The sequence below is a fragment of the Pseudomonas reidholzensis genome, assembly GCF_900536025.1.
Taxonomy (GTDB): domain Bacteria; phylum Pseudomonadota; class Gammaproteobacteria; order Pseudomonadales; family Pseudomonadaceae; genus Aquipseudomonas; species Aquipseudomonas reidholzensis.
This window is the reverse complement of the sequence record NZ_UNOZ01000017.1, coordinates 262,255-281,218: the sequence shown is the minus strand read 5'-3', so window position 1 is coordinate 281,218 and position 18,964 is coordinate 262,255. Positions and strand designations below refer to the sequence as shown.

Here is an 18,964-nt window from a genome sequence, read left to right as displayed (position 1 = left end):
AATACCATTAAATTCGGGTCATGCAGAAGATTGAAACCGAGCTCTACCAGGACAGCGCCAGCGATATAGTGGTGACGCGCAGGGACTACGCCGATGGCGATCTTTTCCCGATGCACAGCCACCGTCGGGGTCAGTTCGGCTACGCCGCCTGTGGCGTGATCACCGTGGAAACCGACGCTGGCAACTTTGCCGTGCCGCCGCTGAGGGCGATCTGGGTGCCTGCGCAGGTGCCCCACGCAATGCACATGCGCGGCCCCGTGACGATGCTCAACGCCTACCTCCACCCGCGCGCAGCGGAACGTGTCGGCCTCTCTCGGCATTGCCAGGTGTTGGGTGTCTCGGCATTGGTGCGACAGTTACTGGAGAGGGCGGTAGACGTGCCCGCTGAATATGCTGCCGAGGGGCGAGATGCCCATCTGATGGGCCTGCTGCTGCATGAAATGGCCCTGATGCCGGCACAGTCGCTGAATGCCCCGATGCCGGCCGAGCCGCGTCTGGCGCAGGCGTGCAGCGCCTTTCTCGCCGATCCCTGTCTGGCCACCGGCATCGATGATATGGCCGAACGCGCGGGCATGAGCCGGCGCACCTTCACTCGCCAGTTTCGTCAGCACACTGGGATCAGCTTTCTGGAGTGGCGGCAACAGGCTTGCCTGTTGGCGGCGGTGGTTCGGTTGGGCAATGGGGAGGCGGTCACGCGCGTTGCGATGGAGCTAGGCTATAGCAGCCCGAGTGCGTTTTCGACGGTGTTCAAAGGCGCACTGGGTGAGATACCCAGTCGGTACTTTTCAGCGCCGCTGGCGGGGTGATAAGCGAAACACCGGATTTCACTACTCAACTCCGTCGCCATCCGTGCATAGCCCTGTAGGAGCGGGCCGCGAAGAGGCAAGTCCTTCATCTACGTGACCCTGAAGCTATGTTGATGCAATGATCGCCGAGTGCACGCGCACCCTGCGGGGGCACCGACGAAGAGGCCCGCCCATTCAATCAACGCACCTGCAGGTAGGGCTACAGTAGCTTCATCGTTGCAAGGGCATCAGCTATCCGGTAACCCATGACCTTGTAGCCGGCTTTGCGCTTCTCCCACATCCGCATCAACGCGATGTTGCCCTCATCTACATAGTCGATAACCTGTACGTCGGCCTTGTCGATGTGCGAACGATGCAGCCGGCCGGTGTACTGCTGGAGAATCCCTTGCCAGGAAATTGGCATCGCCAGTACCAAGGTGTCCAAAGCGGGATGATCAAACCCTTCCCCAATGAGTTTTCCAGTAGCCAAGAGCACCCGAGGTGCTTTTTCGGTCAGGGACTCAAGCTCCGCCAGGCGAGACAGACGTTGTTTCTTGGGCATTCGCCCATGGAGTGTGAAGAGGTTCTCTACTTGTGCCTTGAGGCAGCGCTCCAGTGAATCCACATGCTCAGTTCGCTGTGTAAGCACAAGTATCTTTCTACCCGCTTGGTACGCCGAGATGACGTCTGCCACGATTTTCGAGGTTCTCTGCTCGTCATCGGCCAGGCGCTTGAAAACTTCCTGTATGCCTGCTCCCTCAGGGACCAGGACGGGCCCTGAGAGCGTGCAAGGAAGGACTGACAAGTCGTGAGGGGCGCTTTGGGGACGAGACGCTGTGTGGCGGATAGGACCGCATTGCATGAAAATTATGGGTTGCTGACCGTCTCGACGGATTGGGGTAGCCGTGAGCCCGAGCACATACCTCGCCGCTGCCGTCCTGAGAAGCGTCTCAAAAGAAACCGCCGAAAGGTGGTGGCATTCATCGACGATGATCTGCCCATAATTTTTGATCAGGTCGCTGATCTCACCTTTGCGTGAAAGCGACTGCATTACTGCGATATCAATTTTGCCGGTGATCTTCGGTTTTCCCCCGCCAATGGTGCCCACCACCTCTTTGCCGACGCCCAAGAACGTTTGCAATCGTGCTTGCCACTGTCTGAGCAGTTCCGTTCGATGGACCAGTACCAGCGTGTTGGTGCCACGTCTGGCGATGATGGCGGCGGCGGTTACAGTCTTGCCAAACGCTGTGGGGGCACAAAGGATTCCGCTGTCATGAGCGAGCAAGGCATCGACTGCCGCTCCTTGGTCTTGGCGCAGTGTGCCGTGGAATACGACATCGAGGGGGACGCCCGTAAAGCGCTCATCTTGAACCTGCGGGGTAATCGCATGCTCGGCCAGTAGCGACTGCACGGCATCCCAGCAACCACGCGGTAGCCCAATATGCTGTGGAAAGTTCTGAGCGCAGCCGATGATCCTGGGTTTGTTCCACACTGAAAGGCGCATGGCTTGTGCTTTATAAAAATCTGGATTTTGAAAAGCCGCAAGTCTGATCAGTTGGTTCGTCAAAGGCTGAGGCAGTTGCGCTTTCTCAAAATAGATGAGGTTAGCCAACGTGATGGTGAGCGCGCTTGGCAATGGACACGTTAGTTTTCTGGTTGGCGTCTCGCGACGCTTCCACGGCTGGGTTTCGTCCTCGTCACCGACAAAAGACACACCGAGTGGATCCCCGTCTCCTATCACCTGAGTGATAACAGGCTGTATTCGTTCTGAGGTCATTCGTGCGAGTGAGGCGAGAAACGCCCATTGATCGGGATAAGGCTCAAGTGTGTCGTCTACAAAGACACTTTGGTTTTGAGCCCTCGCACGCTTCTGAAGTGGTAGCGCGATGAGATTGCCAAACCCACCCTTGGGCATGTAGTCCTGATTTGGGAAGAGCCGATCGTAGGAGCTGAGGGCCAGTTGTCGAGTACGTTCGCAGGCGTGACTGATGATCGCTGCACCAAGACGTCGCGCATCACTCGCTGCTACTTTGCTGTCAAAGAAAATCCACGCATGTGCCCCGTTGCCGGAGCGTGAGATTTCCAGCGCAACAGGGACGCCCAGTTCATGACAGGAGTGGGCAAATGCCAGCACATCGGCACGCCAGTCAGCCTCATCGAAATCGACGGCCAGAAAGTGGCAAGTGTCGTCCGTGAGCAACGGATACACCCCTGCGACGATTGCGCCTGCCAAGTGGAGATAGATCACTTCGTCGGTGACAGGCAGAAGTTGACGCTGGGTGCAGTCACCACATTTGATCCGCGGTTTTTCGCAGACACCCGGTCGCCACTCGTTGGCACAGGCCGGGGCATAGCCGGCCTTGCCACTCTTGCTTTCCCAGCGCAGTGGGTAAATATCGACCCGTCCTTTGAACAAACTGCGAAAAAGGGCGAGCTTGCCGTCGGTATCCAGGGCTTGCGAAGACTCTCCTTGTCCTAGCGTTATCAGCACAGGTTCAGCAGGCGCTCGCCATACGATGCCGTTGGCTTCAAGCAAGGCGATCAGCCGCGCGTTTTCTGCCTGTAGTTTTGCCACCAGTGAGGGTTCGGTCACTGTATTGAAGCCTCTGCTGCGGGAGTAATCTTTAAGTTTTTGTGGATATCAGATTACCAGTCGGGGTTGAGTGGATCAAACTGCCGCCTGGCCATGAGCCATCTTTAGTCAAGCTCCAGCATATGGAAAAGCTTTCTTGTGGGAAATTTCTGATTCTTGCTTCGAGAGGGTCCGGTCGTCAGTAGATTGCGCACTTGCAGTTGGCCCACTCCTGGGCTTCTGTCAGTATGCTACGAACGTTCGAATTGAGTGGCCTGGCTATACTGCTTGAAGGGTCACATTTTAATCCTGTTCGGGCAGAATGTTAGGAGGGTCTATGAAGTTTAATACTCTATTATCTCGTGAGCTGCCCGGCATTGACGAGTTCGTTAAAGGATGTGTGAATGAGGGGCAGTGGCTACTCTTCAAGTCGGGCTCGATTAAACGTGGTCGGTATGCTGCTGATTTCTACTTGAAGGCCGATGAACATCTTTATGCGTTAGGCAGAGACGGTCGGATTATTGAAGAGGTCGAGCACGGTGGTGGGAGTCTACGGATTGATGAGTTGTACTATTTTTTCAGATATTCCCAGGCCTCAGTCTTTGAGTAATTCATTCCCCTGAAACGTTGAGCGTTCACGGAGTTTGGGATGGCCTTATTGAAGGGAAGCACGCGATGGGTTTTGTTTCTAGGGGCCAAGGGTGAGCCCGAACAACGGCATGTGCTCGACTTGGCCTTCGGGTTGATGTGTTTGGAGTCTGCGGGGGTTGCTCAAACTGATCTATCAATCTATGTAGATGGGCAGGACCGGGCGTCCATTCTGCAGTGGATTTCACTGGGCTCCATCAATACCCATTCGGTTTTGTCTTCATCCGATTTTTTCGCAGACTGTGCGTTAAATACTCACGAGAACATAGTCGTGTTCGTCTCGGGGCATGGGAGCCATGCGGGCATTGACGCGCCGGTAACCATCACCCCGCATGCCCTGCTACAGTCGATCAAGCAATCGCCACGCTTGAAAAACGCCGTGATTTATTTGGGTCAGTGTTTCGCGGGTATATTTAATTACATGCCGGTCAGTCGAACACGGCCAGGTGATGTTGAGGCGATATTTATTGGTGCCACCAATCTGTACGAGAGTTTGAGCTCATCGACGACCGAAAGGTTGGTCGGCGGCGACGCATCCTGGTGTGCAAATTTATTTTTGTTGGGTGTGTTCAAATGGTTGATGGACGCGGTCGATGTGGATGGCGATGGCAGATGTACGGTGATGGATTCCTATAAATATGCGGGTGTTCATTCGAATGCTATGAATAAAAAGATCAAAAAAAGCTTGTTTGTTCGTTCGTTTGAAATGCACGAAAAGTGGGAGGCTGCTCGGCAGGAAAGTATTGATAAGCCTAGCCTTGCAGCAAGGGTTGCCCTCAAGGCAATTCAAAAGAGTTACTCGTCAGAACTCGACCTCAGGTATGTGCATCAGGAGTGCTGGATTCTGAACTCCTTACCGGCCCAGAGATTAGAGTATTAAACGGCCTGCATAAAAAAGGCTGCCTAAATTGGCAGCCTTTTTCAGATTCGAGCCAAACAATCAGTCCCAGCTCAAAGCCCCACCGGTCTGATACTCGATCACACGCGTCTCAAAGAAATTCTTCTCTTTCTTCAAGTCCATGATCTCGCTCATCCACGGGAACGGGTTGGTCGTCCCTGGGTACTCTTCCTTCAGACCAATCTGGGTCAAACGACGGTTGGCGATGAACTTGAGGTAGTCCTCCATCATCGCCGCGTTCATCCCCAGCACGCCACGTGGCATGGTATCGCGGGCGTATTCGATCTCCAGCTGGGTCCCTTGCAGGATCATCTGGGTCGCTTCTTCCTTCATCGCCGCGTCCCACAGGTGCGGGTTCTCGATCTTGATCTGGTTGATCACGTCGATGCCGAAGTTCAGGTGCATCGACTCGTCACGCAGGATGTACTGGAACTGCTCGGCAACGCCGGTCATCTTGTTGCGGCGGCCCATCGACAGGATCTGGGTGAAGCCGCAGTAGAAGAAGATGCCTTCCAGAACGCAGTAGTAGGCGATCAGGTTGCGCAGCAGCTCTTTGTCGGTCTCCGGGGTGCCGGTGTTGAACTCCGGGTCGGAGATGGCGCGGGTGTACTTCAGGCCCCAGGCGGCTTTTTTCGCGACCGACGGGATCTCGTGGTACATGTTGAAGATCTCGCCTTCATCCATGCCCAGCGACTCGATGCAGTACTGGTAGGCGTGGGTGTGGATCGCCTCTTCGAAGGCCTGGCGCAGGATGTACTGGCGGCACTCGGGGTTGGTGATCAGGCGGTACACGGCCAGGGCCAGGTTGTTGGCAACCAGCGAGTCGGCAGTCGAGAAGAAGCCCAGGTTACGCATGACGATGCGGCGCTCGTCATCGGTCAGGCCGTCCTGGTCTTTCCACAGGGCGATGTCGGCGGTCATGTTGACCTCTTGCGGCATCCAGTGGTTGGCGCAGCCGTCGAGGTACTTCTGCCAGGCCCAGTCGTACTTGAACGGGACCAGCTGGTTGAGGTCGGCGCGGCAGTTGATCATGCGCTTTTCGTCAACGGCAACGCGCGCGGCGGAGCCTTCGAGTTCAGCCAGGCCTTCAGCGATATCGAGGTCGTTCAGGGCCGCTTTGGCACGTTTGACGGCGTCGGAGTCGGACGCGGTGGCCGCGCGGGCTTCGAGTGCGGCAGCACCACCGGCGCTGTCCAGCTTGTCGAGCGTGGCTGCAGCGGCGGCCTGCGCGGGGCTGCTGGTTTTGGCAGCAACGTCGGTGTCTTCTTTATCGAATTCGTCCCAGCTCAGCATGGTCATTGGCTCCTGCTTGAGGGTTGCGCGCGGCAACCGGTTGGATTTTGAGGTGATGCCTGTACTACGCAAGGCCCATCAGGCGCTACGGTGGGCAGTGAGCGCGGGCGCTCGTCACATTTGAGATTGTTTGGGTCAACGCCTGTCCTTTCCTCGGGCGAGGGGCCAGGTCGTCTGAAAACTGTATGGCAACGATAAAACCTGCGGTCTGGCCAAGCGGCGCTCGGGGCTCGCAGTCGATCATCAGCACATCCCTTTTTGGGGGGGCGAAGTATACCGGAATTGATCTCGGATCGGGGCAGCGCAGGGCGCGGACGGTGGTAATTTTTCGACCTGAACTGCGCGCTTGGGTTCACCGGACAGACGTCAATTGCATGGGGTGAGAGTCTAGCCGGAAATACGCGATGATCCTATATCTTGTGTGCGTTTTTTTTATTGGCACATGATGTTGTGTTTTTGACTGAGGTCAGGTCCTAGGACGCGTGTTGTCTGGTAGGGCCCATGAACCCGCGCCTGCAGCTCATGCGCAGGCCTGATGTGAAAATGCCGCACCGACTGCCGGGGCAGTGGGTGCGGCATCTTCATTTCAACGCGGCGAATGCCTTATTGGCAGGCTTCGCAATCCGGCTCGTCGATCGCGCAGGCCTTCGGCACAGGTGCTGGACCTGCTGCCTGGACCGGGGCGCTGTCGCCGCCGCTGGAAACGGCGTTGAGCTTGCCGGTGTTGATGGTCGACTTCTCGGTGCTGGTCGCGGCCAGGGCACGGAGGTAGTAGGTGGTCTTCAGACCACGGTACCAGGCCATACGGTAGGTCACGTCGAGCTTCTTGCCCGAAGCGCCGGCGATGTACAGGTTCAGCGACTGCGCCTGGTCGATCCACTTCTGGCGACGGCTGGCGGCATCGACGATCCACTTGGTGTCGACTTCGAACGCGGTGGCGTACAGGTCTTTGAGCTCTTGCGGGATACGCTCGATCTGCTGCACCGAACCGTCGTAGTACTTCAGGTCGTTGATCATGACCGGGTCCCACAGGCCACGAGCCTTGAGGTCGCGAACCAGGTACGGGTTGATCACGGTGAACTCGCCCGACAGGTTCGATTTCACGTACAGGTTCTGGTAGGTCGGCTCGATCGACTGCGACACGCCGGTGATGTTGGCGATGGTCGCGGTTGGCGCGATGGCCATGATGTTCGAGTTACGAATACCTTTCTGCACGCGGGCACGGACCGGCGCCCAGTCCAGCGACTCGTTCAGGTCGACGTCGATGTACTTCTGGCCACGGGCCTCGATCAGGATCTGTTGCGAATCCAGCGGCAGGATGCCCTTGGACCACAGCGAACCCTGGAAGGTCTCGTAGGCGCCGCGCTCGTCGGCCAGGTCGCAGGAAGCCTGGATCGCGTAGTAGCTGACCGCTTCCATCGACTTGTCGGCGAACTCGACGGCAGCGTCGGAACCGTAGGCGATGTGCTGCAGGTACAAGGCGTCCTGGAAGCCCATGATGCCGAGGCCGACCGGACGGTGCTTGAGGTTCGAGTTACGCGCCTGCGGTACCGAGTAGTAGTTGATGTCGATCACGTTGTCGAGCATGCGCACGGCGGTGTTGACGGTGCGTTGCAGCTTGGCGGTGTCCAGCTTGCCGTCGACGATGTGGTTCGGCAGGTTGATCGAGCCCAGGTTGCAGACCGCGATCTCGTCCTTGTTGGTGTTCAGGGTGATCTCGGTGCACAGGTTCGAGCTGTGGACCACGCCCACGTGCTGCTGCGGCGAACGCAGGTTGCACGGGTCCTTGAAGGTCAACCATGGGTGGCCGGTCTCGAACAGCATCGAGAGCATCTTGCGCCACAGGTCCTTGGCCTGGATGGTCTTGAACACCTTGATCTTGTTGTACTCGGTCAGGGCTTCGTAGTACTCGTAACGCTCTTCGAAGGCCTTGCCGGTCAGGTCGTGCAGGTCCGGGACTTCGTTCGGCGAGAACAGGGTCCACTGGCCGTCATCGAAGACGCGCTTCATGAACAGGTCAGGGATCCAGTTGGCGGTGTTCATGTCGTGGGTACGACGACGGTCATCACCGGTGTTCTTGCGCAGCTCGATGAATTCTTCGATGTCCAGGTGCCAGGTTTCCAGGTAGGCACAGACAGCGCCCTTGCGCTTGCCGCCCTGGTTGACCGCAACGGCGGTGTCGTTGACCACCTTCAGGAACGGTACGACGCCCTGGGATTTGCCGTTGGTGCCCTTGATGTAGGAGCCCAGTGCACGCACCGGGGTCCAGTCGTTGCCCAGGCCACCGGCGAATTTCGACAGCATGGCGTTGTCGTGGATCGCGTGGTAGATGCCCGACAGGTCGTCCGGCACGGTGGTCAGGTAGCAGCTCGACAGCTGGGGACGCAGGGTACCGGCGTTGAACAGGGTCGGGGTCGAGGCCATGTAGTCGAACGACGACAACAGGTTGTAGAACTCGATCGCACGGGCTTCTTTGTCTTTCTCTTCCAGCGCCAGGCCCATGGCCACACGCATGAAGAACACCTGCGGCAGCTCGAAGCGCACGCCATCCTTGTGGATGAAGTAACGGTCGTACAGGGTCTGCAGGCCGAGGTAGGTGAACTGCTGGTCGCGCTCGTGGTTGATCGCCTGGCCCAGACGCTCCAGGTCGAAGGCTGCCAGGGCCGGGTTGAGCAGCTCGAACTCGATACCCTTGGCGATGTAGGCCGGCAGGGCCTTGGCGTACAGCTCGGCCATCTCGTGGTGGGTGGCGCTGTCGGCGACGCCGAGGAAGCCCAGGCCTTCGGCACGCAGGGTGTCCATCAGCAGGCGGGCGGTGACGAACGAGTAGTTCGGCTCACGCTCGACCAGGGTACGCGCGGTCATCACCAGGGCGGTGTTGACGTCCTTGTTGGCGACGCCGTCGTAGAGGTTCTTCAGGGTTTCGCGCTGGATCAGCTGGCCATCGACTTCGGCCAGGCCTTCGCAGGCTTCGCTGATGATGGTGTTCAGGCGGGCCATGTCCAGCGGCGCCTTGCTGCCGTCGGCCAGGGTGATGCGGATCGACGGGTGCGGCTCGACCACGGCATCGGTGTTGGCGCGGGTAGCACGCTCTTTGGCGCGCTGGTCGCGGTAGATCACGTAGTCGCGGGCGACTTTCTGCTCGCCGGCGCGCATCAGGGCCAGTTCGACCTGGTCCTGGATCTCTTCGATGTGGATGGTGCCACCCGATGGCATGCGACGCTTGAACGTGGCGGTGACCTGCTCGGTCAGGCGCGCGACGGTGTCGTGGATGCGCGACGAAGCGGCGGCGGCGCCGCCTTCAACTGCGAGGAACGCCTTGGTGATGGCCACGGTGATCTTGTCGTCGGTGTAGGCGACGACAGTGCCGTTACGCTTGATCACACGCAGTTGGCCAGGCGCGGTGGCAGCCAGATCCTGGGTCGAATCAGCGGCCTGCGGCGCTTGCGCCTGCGGGTTCTCGCGAGTTGTGTCGGTTTGCATCGGTGGGTGTCTCCACAGTTTCTATAGTGTTCGGGCGCCTTGTGGGCGCCCACCGTTCCATCCGCCAGTTCGATCACCCGAGGGGGGAGGCCACGCGCACGTGGATCCGCCTGCTCGGGCTTACCGACTTCGGGACAGACTCAGGAATAAGGGGCAATAGCTTGCCGCTCCCTGGCCGAAGTCAAAGGTTTTGGGCCGCAGCCCAAAAACTGTTGCTGTCGAGTGTCGCCAGGCGCTGCCTGTGACACCCATACCCGAACAAGACCGCTTGGACGGGCTTGCCTCGGTCGCCTCCGCAGGAGCGGTTTGGCTGCTGAAATCACGGTAAGTTCAGGCCGAAAAAACGCTTGAGTTTCGGCGCTGACTTGTGTTTGTGATTTGGCCTCGAACCCCAACATGTAGTGGTTCGCTGCAATGGGGATACAAGATAATGCGGTCGCGGGGGGTTTGCAAGGCGATCGCCTGTGGATAACTTGTGCACAGATTGTGTGTGATTCGTGGGCATTGGCTGTAGGCCTAGTCCCAAGAGGTTTTGACTTTTTTTCTGCGCTCGTGCGGCCCATTGCAGATTTTTCGGGGGCGCACCCTACCACATAAATCGGTTCAGTCCAGCAGCGCCTGGATGAGATTGGCAGGGGCGGGTGTGCGACGTAGTATCCGCTGGCAATGTTGCCTTTTTTAGTGGCCGTCACGGGCAACACACAACTAGAACAATATCGAGGTAAGGCCATGGACCAGCCGAGCAACCGCATCCTTATCGTCGAGGACGACGCGCGCCTCGCCGAGCTCACCGCCGAGTACCTCCAGGCCAACGGCTTCGAGGTGGCGGTCGAGGGCGATGGCGGGCGGGCGGTGCGGCGCATCGTCGACAGCCAGCCCGACCTGGTCATCCTCGACCTGATGCTGCCGGGTGAAGACGGCCTGAGCATCTGCCGACGGGTGCGCGGCCAGTTCGCCGGCGCGATCCTCATGCTCACCGCCCGCAGCGACGAACTCGACCAGGTCCAGGGCCTCGACCTCGGCGCTGACGACTACGTCTGCAAGCCCGTGCGCCCGCGCCTGTTGCTGGCGCGCATCAATGCCCTGCTGCGGCGCAGCGACAGCCCCGAGGGCAAGGCCCAGGCGCTGCGCTTTGGCGGCCTGCGCATCGACCACGGCCTGCGCGAAGCCTGGCTCAACGACCAGCCGATCGACCTCACCAGCGCCGAATTCGACCTGCTCTGGCTGCTCGCCAGCCATGCCGGGCGGGTGCTGTCGCGCGAGCAGATCTTCACCGCGCTGCGCGGTGTCGGCTATGACGGCCAGGACCGCTCGATCGACGTGCGCATCTCCAAGATCCGCCCGAAGATCGGCGACGATCCGATCCATCCGCGGCTGATCAAGACCCTGCGCAGCAAGGGCTACCTGTTTGTCGGCGAGGCGGCGCAAGCCTGATGAACTCGATCTTCCTGCGGATCTATGGCGGCATGCTCGGCGTGCTGGTGCTGGTCGGCGTGCTCGGCGTGGTCAGCCTGCACCTGGTCAACCTGGTGCGCGCCGACCAGCACCGCGAGCGCCTGGCCCAGGGCACCTTCAGCCTGATGGCGGACAACCTGGCGCCGCAGAACGAGGTCGAGCGCAAGCGCGCGTTGCTGATCTGGGAGCGCTTGCTCGGGGTACCGCTCGACCTGCAGCCGATGACCGCGCTGACCCTCGATGGCGGCCAGCGCGCGCGCCTGTACCGCGACCTGGTGGTGGTCGAGAAGACCGGCCCGCATGCCGCGCGGGTGCTGCGCCGGGTGGGCCGCGAAGACCTGCTGCTGGTGGCCGAGGTCAAGCAGGTCAGCGAGCAGCTGGCGCGCGCCACCTTGTACCTGATCGCCGACGAGCTGGTGCGCTACCCGGTGACCGAGCAGCAGCGGCGCCTGGCCGAGATCCGGCAGAGCAAGGGCTTTGGTTTCGACATCGGCCTGCAGCGCCTGGAGCGGGTGGGCCTGGACGACGATCAGCGCAAACGGGTGGAGGAGGGCGACACGGTGATGGCGCTGGGCAAGGACGGCGACTCGATCCGCGTGTTTGCCGGCCTGCCTGGTTCACCCTGGGTGCTGGAGATCGGCCCGCTGTACCAGCTCAACCTGTATCCGCCGCAGCTGCTGATCCTGATCGCCTTTCTCGGCCTGTGCCTGATCGGCCTGGTGGTGTACCTGCTGGTGCGTCAGCTGGAGCGCCGCGTGTCGGGCCTGGAGGTGGCCGCCACGCGGATCGCCCAGGGCAGCCTGGACACCCGCGTGCCGGCCGGCGACGCCGATTCGGTGGGGCGCCTGGCGGCGGCCTTCAACGGCATGGCCGAGCACCTGCAGCGCTCGTTGAGCATGCAGCGCGAGCTGGTCCGGGCGGTGTCGCACGAACTGCGCACGCCGGTGGCGCGGCTGCGCTTCGGCCTGGAGATGCTCGAGAGCGCCAGCACCGAGCAGGCCCGGGCCAAGCACCTGGCGGGCATGGACGGCGATATCCAGGACCTCGACCGGCTGGTCGACGAGATGCTGACGTATGCGCGCCTCGAGCAGGGCGCGCCGGCGCTGAAGTTCCAGGCGGTCGACCTGGATGCCTTGCTCGACCGGGTGATCGCCGAGCTGGCGCCGTTGCGGCCGGGCATCCGCGTGCTGCGGGGCGACTGCCAAGGCTTGCCAGGCGAGGGCGCCTGGGTCGAGGCCGAACCGCGCTACCTGCATCGGGCGGTGCAGAACCTCGTCGGCAACGCCATGCGCCATGCCGAAACACAGGTGCGGCTGAGCTACCAGGTCGGTCAGCAGCGCTGCCGGATCGACGTCGAGGATGATGGTCCGGGCATCCCCGAAGGCGTCTGGGACCGCATCTTCACTCCCTTCACCCGGCTCGACGACAGCCGCACGCGGGCCTCGGGCGGGCATGGCCTGGGGCTGTCGATCGTGCGCCGGATCATCTACTGGCACGGCGGCCGGGCGCTGGTCGGGCACAGCGAAGGGCTGGGTGGCGCCTGCTTCAGCCTCCACTGGCCGCGGCAGCAGGCGCCGGATTGACGGTCAGACGCTGACCAGGCTGAGCAGGTGGCCGTCGTGCAGGCAGAACTGGCCGTCCAGCTCGACGCCGTGCCGCCATGCTGGCGACAGGTCGGTGAGCAGGCGCAGCCGCGCCAGGCCGTCGGCGGACCACTCCAGCACTTCGGCGTGTTCGAAGTAGAAGCGTTGCCGGGTCAGCGGGTAAAGCGTCTTGAACAGGCTTTCCTTGAGCGAGAAGGTCAGGGTCACGGTCAGCCCGAGCTGACTGCGGTCGAGCCGGGCCAGCTCGGCGGGGGTGAGGATCTCGGCGGCCAGGCGCTCGGCGCGTTCGTCGTCGAGCAGGCTTTCCTGATCCAGGCCCAGCCCCCTGCACGCGCCATCGGCGGCCACCACGGCGGCGGCCCAGCCTTTGCCGTGGGTGATCGAACCGTGCACCGCGCTCGGCCAGATCGGTGAGCGGTCTTCGTGGGTGCCGGGCACGTAATCGCGGCCGTCCAGGCGCTGCAGGGCGGCGCGCGCACAGACCCGGCCGGCCAGGTACTCGGCCTGGCGCTTGGCCACCGAGCGTTGCAGGCTGGCGGTCTGCTCGATGCCGGCGCGCTGGAAGTCATCGGCGGCGAGCTGGCTGGGGTCGAAGGCGCAGCTGACCAGTACCGCACCGGCTACCGGGCGGGGCAGGGGCCAGTGGTGCTGGAGAGGGGCGCAGCAGGTGGGGAGTCTGTTCATGGTGGGTATTGTGTAGGAGCGGGCTTGCCCGCGATAGCGTCCGATCTGGCGACAACGCCGTGTGTGAGTACGCTATCGCGGGCAAGCCCGCGCCTACAAGGCCCGTGCCGGTCAGTTGAAGAGCTTTTTCAAGAACGCCTGCATATCCGCCCACGAACTCTGGTCCGCCGCCGGGTTGTAGCCAATGTCCGGCCCACCATGGTCGCCATGCCCCAGCCGGTCGGCATCCGGGTTGCTGAAGCCATGCTTGGCCCCCTCGATGCTGACGAACTCATAGCTGGCCCCGGCCTTGTCCATCTCCTGCTTGAACGCCGCCACCTGCTCGCCGGTGACCATGCTGTCGGCCGCGCCATGCTCGACCAGCACCTTGGCCTTGACGCTGCCCGGGGTCGCCGGTGTCTGGGTGACCAGCGCGCCATGGAAGCTCACCACCCCGGCCAGCGGCTCACCGCGGCGCGCGGCATCCAGCACCACCTTGCCGCCGAAGCAGTAGCCGATGGCCGCCAGCTTGTCGGTGTCGGTCTTGGGTTGGATCTTCAGCAACTCGACGCCAGCGTCGAAGCGCTCGGCGGCAGCGCCGGGGTCTTTCAGCGCGGTGGCCATGAACGCCTGGGCGTCGGCCGGGTGCTCGGTGTGCTTGCCATCGCCATACATGTCGATCGCCAGGGCGCTGTAGCCCAGCGCGGCCAGGTCACGCGCCCGGCGCTTGGCGTAATCGTTCAGCCCCCACCATTCATGCACCACGACGATGCCGGGGCGCTTGCCGTCCAGCGCGTCGTCGTAGGCGTAGTAGCCGACCAGGCGATTACCGTCCTTGTCTTGATAGGGGATTTCGCGGGTTTGCACCGCCGCCTGGGCGAAGGCGGCACTGCACAGCAGGGCCAGGGCAAGCATGCAACGCATGGTCGGTACTCCTTGACGACGATGGGTGCGCTTCGTTCAGCGCAGGTTCAGCCTGGGTTCAGCAGCGGTTCAGGGCGCCCTGATTACTCTAGTCCGCAGACAGAAACAGCGCATCCCACTGGAGTACGAACCCATGAAAACACTCAACACCCTGCTGGCCGCCATGGCCGTCTGCGCCGCTGGCGTTACCGTCACCGCCCAGGCCGATGACACCTTCGCCAGCCTCACTTACGGGCAGACCAGCGACAAGGTCCGCAAGTCCGGCCTGCTCGAGCGCAACAGCGACAACCTCAACACCGACGGCATCATCGGCAAGGACGGCACCTGGGGCGTGCGCCTGGGCAAGATCAACGACCAGGGTCGCTACTACATGACCTACGACAACGTCTCGGGCGACCACAGCGGTCTCAAGCTGCGCCAGGAGAACCTGCTCGGCAGCTATGACCTGTTCCTGCCGGTGGGTGACACCACGCAACTGTTCGGCGGTGCCAGCCTCGGCGTGACCAAGCTGACGCAGACCTCTTCCGGCTATGGCCGCGACACCGATTACGGCTACGCGGTCGGCCTGCAGGCCGGGGTCATCCAGCAGGTCACCGACAACGCCTCGGTCGAGCTGGGCTACCGTTACCTGCGCAGCAACGCCAGCACCGAGCTGGTCGAGCACGGCGGGCCCAAGGTCGGCAGCCTGAGCCTGACCAGCAGCGCTCAGACCTACCTGGCCGCCAACTACAAATTCTGAGGCGCGCTGTTATCCTGTGCCAGCCTCATCGCGGCCAGCCCGCGACGAGGCCTGCATGAGCCGCACAGAAATGATCAAGGAGCACCCATGAAACTGCTGGTGGTCGAGGACGAGGCGCTGTTGCGCCACCACCTCTACACGCGCCTGGGCGAGAGCGGGCATGTGGTCCAGGCGGTCGCCAATGGCGAAGAGGCCCTGTACCAGGTCGAGGCGTACAACTTCGACCTGGCCATCATCGACCTGGGTCTGCCGGGCATGAGCGGGCTCGACCTGATCCGCCAGTTGCGCAGCCAGGGCAAGGTCTTCCCGATCCTCATCCTCACCGCCCGCGGCAACTGGCAGGACAAGGTCGAAGGGCTGGCCGCCGGCGCCGACGATTATGTGGTCAAGCCGTTCCAGTTCGAAGAGCTCGAAGCCCGCCTCAACGCGCTGTTGCGGCGCTCCAGCGGCTTCACCCAGTCGACCATCGCCGCCGGCCCGCTGGTGCTCGACCTCAACCGCAAGCAGGCGACCCTCGACGAGCAGCCGCTGGCGCTCACCGCCTATGAATACCGCATCCTCGAATACCTCATGCGCCATCACCAGCAGGTGGTGGCGAAAGACCGCCTGATGGAGCAGCTCTACCCCGACGACGACGAACGTGACCCCAACGTCATCGAGGTGCTGGTCGGCCGCCTGCGGCGCAAGCTCGAGGGCGCACACGGCTTCAAGCCGATCGACACGGTGCGCGGCCTGGGCTACCTGTTCACCGAGCGCTGCCGTTGATCCGTTCGCTGCGGGTACGCCTGATGCTCGCGGCGGCGCTGCTCGCGTTGCTGTTCATGCTGGCGCTGCTGCCGGCCCTGCAGAAGGCCTTCAGCCTGGCCCTGCAGGAGTCGATCGAGCAGCGCCTGGCCTCCGACGTCACCACCCTGATCTCCGCGGCGCGCATCGAGCATGGTCAGTTGCAGATGCCCGAGTTGCTCCCGGACGAGCGCTTCAACCTGCCCTATACCGGCCTGATCGGCTATATCTTCGACCGCCAGGGCAACCTGGTCTGGCGCTCACGCGCGACCCGCGACCGGCACATCAACTACAGCCCCCGTTACGATGGGCGGGGTAACGAGTTCGCGCGTATCCGCCAGGACGATGGCGAGGAGTTTTTCGTCTACGACGTCGAGGTCAAGCTGCTGGGGGGCAAGAGCGCCGCCTACAGCATCGTCGCCCTGCAACCGGTGCGCGAGTACCAGCACACCCTCGACGGCCTGCGCGAAAAACTCTACCTGGGCTTTGGCGCGGCCTTGCTGGCGTTGCTGCTGTTGCTCTGGGGCGGCCTGACCTGGGGCTTGCGCTCGCTGCGCCGGCTGAGCGTTGAGCTGGACCAGGTCGAGAGCGGCGCGCGCGATGGCCTGAGCCTGGAGCACCCGCGTGAGCTGTTGCGCCTGACCGGCTCGCTCAACCGCCTGCTGCACAGCGAGCGCGAGCAGCGTCAGCGCTACCGCGACTCGCTGGACGACCTGGCGCACAGCCTGAAGACGCCGCTGGCGGTGCTGCAGGGAGTGGGCGAGAGCATGGGCCAGGGCAGCGGTGAGCGTGAGCAGGCGCGGGTACTGCAAAGCCAGATCGAGCGCATGAGCCAGCAGATCGACTACCAGTTGCAGCGCGCCAGCCTGCGCAAGAGTGGCCTGGTGCGTCACCGCGTGCTGCTGCTGCCGTTGCTCGAGAGCTTGTGCAGCACCCTGGCCAAGGTCTACCGCGACAAGCGCGTGGCGATCAGCCTCGAGGTGCCGGCGCAGGCCGAGGTGCCGATGGAGCAGGGCGCCTTGCTCGAGCTGCTCGGCAACCTGCTGGAGAACGCCTATCGGTTGTGCCTGGGGCAGGTGCGGGTGAGCTTGAACGAGCGCGAAGGGCAACTGCTGCTGTGCATCGAGGACGACGGGCCGGGGGTGCCGGCCGATCAGCGTGAGCGGATCCTCCAGCGCGGTGAACGGCTGGACCGTCAGCACCCGGGGCAGGGCATCGGCCTGGCGGTGGTCAAGGACATCATCGACAGCTACGACGCGCAGCTCAGCCTGGATGATTCGCCGCTCGGTGGCGCCGCCTTCACCCTCCGCTTCAAGCGCGACTGATCGCGCAGTCAGGCCCAGCCTCTTCGCGGGTAAACCCGCTCCCACCCTTTTTGTAGCCGCCTCAAGACTCTGTGGGAGCGGGTTTACCCGCGAAGAGGCCGGCATGGGCACCCCTTGTACGGGCGGATTCCCGCCATCCGCCCGGTTCAAATCCCGCCACCGGGCGGAAATCCGCCAAGCCAGACCCCCGCCAGCGCCCTCTGATTGGGCGCCAGAGCCCCGCAAACACTACCCCTGCACCCTATCCGGGCATTTTGGCATTGCCCTTGCTATTCACTTGGTAGAGACCTGTCCATGAGGCAGCTCGAACACAACGACAAATCCCTCCAGGTGCAGGAGGGTTAGCGCTTTAGGTGCCCCCGCCCTGGGAAGGGTGGAAACCGGCACACTCGAGGAAATTAGCCATGACGAAACGTCAGCCGCTGTACAAATCCCTGTATATCCAGGTGTTGCTCGCCATCACCATCGGTATCCTGCTCGGTCACTTCTATCCTGAAACCGGCGTCGCGCTCAAACCCCTGGGTGACGGATTCGTCAAACTGATCAAAATGGTCATCGCCCCGATCATCTTCTGCACCGTGGTCAGCGGCATCGCTGGCATGCAGAGCATGAAATCGGTCGGCAAGACCGGCGGCTACGCACTCCTCTACTTCGAAGTCGTCTCGACCATCGCCCTGATCATCGGCCTGGTCGTGGTCAACGTGGTCAAGCCTGGCGCTGGCATGCACATTGACGTCAGCACCCTCAACGCCAGCAGCGTGGCCGCCTATGCCGCCGCCGGCGCGCAGCAGACCACCGTTGGCTTCCTGCTCAACATCATCCCCAACACCGTGGTCGGTGCCTTCGCCAACGGCGACATCCTGCAAGTGCTGATGTTCTCGGTGATCTTCGGCTTCGCCCTGCACCGCCTGGGCAGCTACGGCAAGCCGGTGCTGGACCTGATCGACCGCTTCGCCCATGTCATGTTCAACATCATCAACATGATCATGAAGCTGGCCCCGATCGGTGCGTTCGGCGCCATGGCCTTCACCATCGGCCAGTACGGCGTCGGTTCGCTGGTGCAGCTGGGCTACCTGATGGCCTGCTTCTACGTCACCTGCCTGGCGTTCATCCTGATCGTCCTCGGCGGTATCTGCCGCGCCCACGGTTTCAGCGTATTGAAGCTGATCCGCTACATCCGTGAAGAGCTGATGATCGTGCTCGGCACCTCCTCGTCGGAGTCGGCCCTGCCACGCATGCTGGCCAAGATGGAGCGCCTGGGTGCGAAGAAATCGGTGGTGGGTCTGGTGATCCCGACCGGCTACTCGTTCAACCTCGACGGTACCTCGATCTACCTGACCATGGCCGCGGTGTTCATCGCCCAGGCCACCGACACCACCATGGACATCACCCACCAGATCACCCTGCTGCTGGTGCTGCTGGTCGCGTCCAAGGGTGCTGCCGGTGTGACCGGTTCGGGCTTCATCGTCCTGGCCGCGACCCTGTCGGCCGTCGGCCACCTGCCGGTTGCCGGCCTGGCGCTGATCCTCGGTATCGACCGCTTCATGTCCGAGGCGCGTGCCCTGACCAACCTGATCGGCAACGGCGTGGCGACCATCGTCGTCGCCAAGTGGGTCAAGGAGCTGGATGAAGACAAGCTGCACGCAGAGCTGGCTTCCGGTGGTGCGCCACTGGAAGAAACCCGTCCGACCGACGACCTGGGCGTAGCGGAAGGCCCGGCGCGTTAATTGACGCATCACTGAAAAAGGCGACCTTCGGGTCGCCTTTTTTGTGCCTGCGATAGGCGCTGTCA

At 62.1% G+C, this 18,964-nt stretch carries 14 protein-coding genes; 9 read left to right on the top strand and 5 right to left on the bottom strand.

The annotated features are described in order from the left end of the window. Window positions 1-20: 20 nt before the first annotated feature. A complete protein-coding gene (locus CCOS865_RS13595; RefSeq protein ID WP_119141588.1) occupies window positions 21-806 on the top strand; it encodes an AraC family transcriptional regulator in 786 nt (261 codons plus the stop codon). Window positions 807-1,005: 199 nt separating this feature from the next. Here the strand turns inward: CCOS865_RS13595 and CCOS865_RS13590 are convergent, their stop codons facing one another. Beyond that, window positions 1,006-3,378, bottom strand: coding sequence for a TOTE conflict system archaeo-eukaryotic primase domain-containing protein (locus CCOS865_RS13590; protein ID WP_119141586.1), 2,373 nt, complete (start codon window positions 3,376-3,378; stop codon window positions 1,006-1,008). 316 nt (window positions 3,379-3,694) lie between these two features. On the opposite strand from CCOS865_RS13590, the gene CCOS865_RS13585 reads away from it, so the two are divergent. Together CCOS865_RS13585 and CCOS865_RS13580 are read left to right on the top strand one after the other, a co-directional pair. Further along, window positions 3,695-3,967 (top strand): hypothetical protein, encoded by a 273-nt coding sequence (locus CCOS865_RS13585; RefSeq protein WP_119141584.1) that lies wholly within the window; start codon window positions 3,695-3,697, stop codon window positions 3,965-3,967. Window positions 3,968-4,006: 39 nt separating this feature from the next. Further along, window positions 4,007-4,885, top strand: coding sequence for a hypothetical protein (locus CCOS865_RS13580; protein WP_119141582.1), 879 nt, complete (start codon window positions 4,007-4,009; stop codon window positions 4,883-4,885). Window positions 4,886-4,945: 60 nt separating this feature from the next. On the opposite strand, the gene CCOS865_RS13575 is transcribed toward CCOS865_RS13580, so the two are convergent. Next, on the bottom strand, window positions 4,946-6,196 hold the full coding sequence (locus tag CCOS865_RS13575; protein ID WP_119141650.1) for a ribonucleotide-diphosphate reductase subunit beta: 1,251 nt from the start codon (window positions 6,194-6,196) through the stop codon (window positions 4,946-4,948). Window positions 6,197-6,799: 603 nt separating this feature from the next. After that, a complete protein-coding gene (locus CCOS865_RS13570; RefSeq protein WP_119141580.1) occupies window positions 6,800-9,679 on the bottom strand; it encodes a ribonucleoside-diphosphate reductase subunit alpha in 2,880 nt (959 codons plus the stop codon). A gap of 729 nt (window positions 9,680-10,408) precedes the next feature. Between CCOS865_RS13570 and CCOS865_RS13565 the strand changes: the two genes are divergently transcribed. Further along, entirely contained in the window at window positions 10,409-11,113 is a 705-nt protein-coding gene (locus tag CCOS865_RS13565) for a response regulator (protein WP_119141578.1), read from the top strand. After that, window positions 11,113-12,717, top strand: coding sequence for an ATP-binding protein (locus tag CCOS865_RS13560; RefSeq protein ID WP_119141576.1), 1,605 nt, complete (start codon window positions 11,113-11,115; stop codon window positions 12,715-12,717). The genes CCOS865_RS13565 and CCOS865_RS13560 overlap by 1 nt, the downstream gene beginning before the upstream one ends. Window positions 12,718-12,720: 3 nt before the next feature. On the opposite strand, the gene CCOS865_RS13555 is transcribed toward CCOS865_RS13560, so the two are convergent. After that, window positions 12,721-13,422, bottom strand: a complete 702-nt coding sequence (locus tag CCOS865_RS13555; RefSeq protein ID WP_119141574.1) for a 4'-phosphopantetheinyl transferase family protein — start codon at window positions 13,420-13,422, stop codon at window positions 12,721-12,723. Between the two features lie 111 nt (window positions 13,423-13,533). Continuing rightward, complete coding sequence (locus tag CCOS865_RS13550; RefSeq protein ID WP_119141573.1) at window positions 13,534-14,325, bottom strand: dienelactone hydrolase family protein; 792 nt, start codon at window positions 14,323-14,325, stop codon at window positions 13,534-13,536. 133 nt (window positions 14,326-14,458) lie between these two features. Between CCOS865_RS13550 and CCOS865_RS13545 the strand changes: the two genes are divergently transcribed. The 4 genes from CCOS865_RS13545 (at window position 14,459) to CCOS865_RS13530 (ending at window position 18,899) form a co-directional block, all read left to right on the top strand. Continuing rightward, on the top strand, window positions 14,459-15,064 hold the full coding sequence (locus tag CCOS865_RS13545) for an outer membrane protein (RefSeq protein WP_119141571.1): 606 nt from the start codon (window positions 14,459-14,461) through the stop codon (window positions 15,062-15,064). A gap of 87 nt (window positions 15,065-15,151) precedes the next feature. After that, on the top strand, window positions 15,152-15,829 hold the full coding sequence (locus CCOS865_RS13540) for a response regulator (RefSeq protein ID WP_119141569.1): 678 nt from the start codon (window positions 15,152-15,154) through the stop codon (window positions 15,827-15,829). Next, on the top strand, window positions 15,826-17,172 hold the full coding sequence (locus CCOS865_RS13535) for an ATP-binding protein (RefSeq protein ID WP_119141567.1): 1,347 nt from the start codon (window positions 15,826-15,828) through the stop codon (window positions 17,170-17,172). Before CCOS865_RS13540 ends, CCOS865_RS13535 begins: the two co-directional genes overlap by 4 nt. 404 nt (window positions 17,173-17,576) lie before the next feature. Further along, complete coding sequence (locus CCOS865_RS13530; RefSeq protein ID WP_119141565.1) at window positions 17,577-18,899, top strand: dicarboxylate/amino acid:cation symporter; 1,323 nt, start codon at window positions 17,577-17,579, stop codon at window positions 18,897-18,899. Window positions 18,900-18,964 lie beyond the last annotated feature (65 nt).

Bases quoted from the DNA above. Each gene is read 5' to 3' on its own strand.
- CCOS865_RS13595 (WP_119141588.1), top strand. From the start codon at position 21: ATGCAGAAGATTGAAACCGAGCTCTACCAGGACAGCGCCAGCGATATA.
- CCOS865_RS13585 (WP_119141584.1), top strand. From the start codon at position 3,695: ATGAAGTTTAATACTCTATTATCTCGTGAGCTGCCCGGCATTGACGAG.
- CCOS865_RS13580 (WP_119141582.1), top strand. From the start codon at position 4,007: ATGGCCTTATTGAAGGGAAGCACGCGATGGGTTTTGTTTCTAGGGGCC.
- CCOS865_RS13575 (WP_119141650.1), bottom strand. From the start codon at position 6,196: ATGCTGAGCTGGGACGAATTCGATAAAGAAGACACCGACGTTGCTGCC.
- CCOS865_RS13570 (WP_119141580.1), bottom strand. From the start codon at position 9,679: ATGCAAACCGACACAACTCGCGAGAACCCGCAGGCGCAAGCGCCGCAG.
- CCOS865_RS13565 (WP_119141578.1), top strand. From the start codon at position 10,409: ATGGACCAGCCGAGCAACCGCATCCTTATCGTCGAGGACGACGCGCGC.
- CCOS865_RS13560 (WP_119141576.1), top strand. From the start codon at position 11,113: ATGAACTCGATCTTCCTGCGGATCTATGGCGGCATGCTCGGCGTGCTG.
- CCOS865_RS13555 (WP_119141574.1), bottom strand. From the start codon at position 13,422: ATGAACAGACTCCCCACCTGCTGCGCCCCTCTCCAGCACCACTGGCCC.
- CCOS865_RS13550 (WP_119141573.1), bottom strand. From the start codon at position 14,325: ATGCGTTGCATGCTTGCCCTGGCCCTGCTGTGCAGTGCCGCCTTCGCC.
- CCOS865_RS13545 (WP_119141571.1), top strand. From the start codon at position 14,459: ATGAAAACACTCAACACCCTGCTGGCCGCCATGGCCGTCTGCGCCGCT.
- CCOS865_RS13540 (WP_119141569.1), top strand. From the start codon at position 15,152: ATGAAACTGCTGGTGGTCGAGGACGAGGCGCTGTTGCGCCACCACCTC.
- CCOS865_RS13530 (WP_119141565.1), top strand. From the start codon at position 17,577: ATGACGAAACGTCAGCCGCTGTACAAATCCCTGTATATCCAGGTGTTG.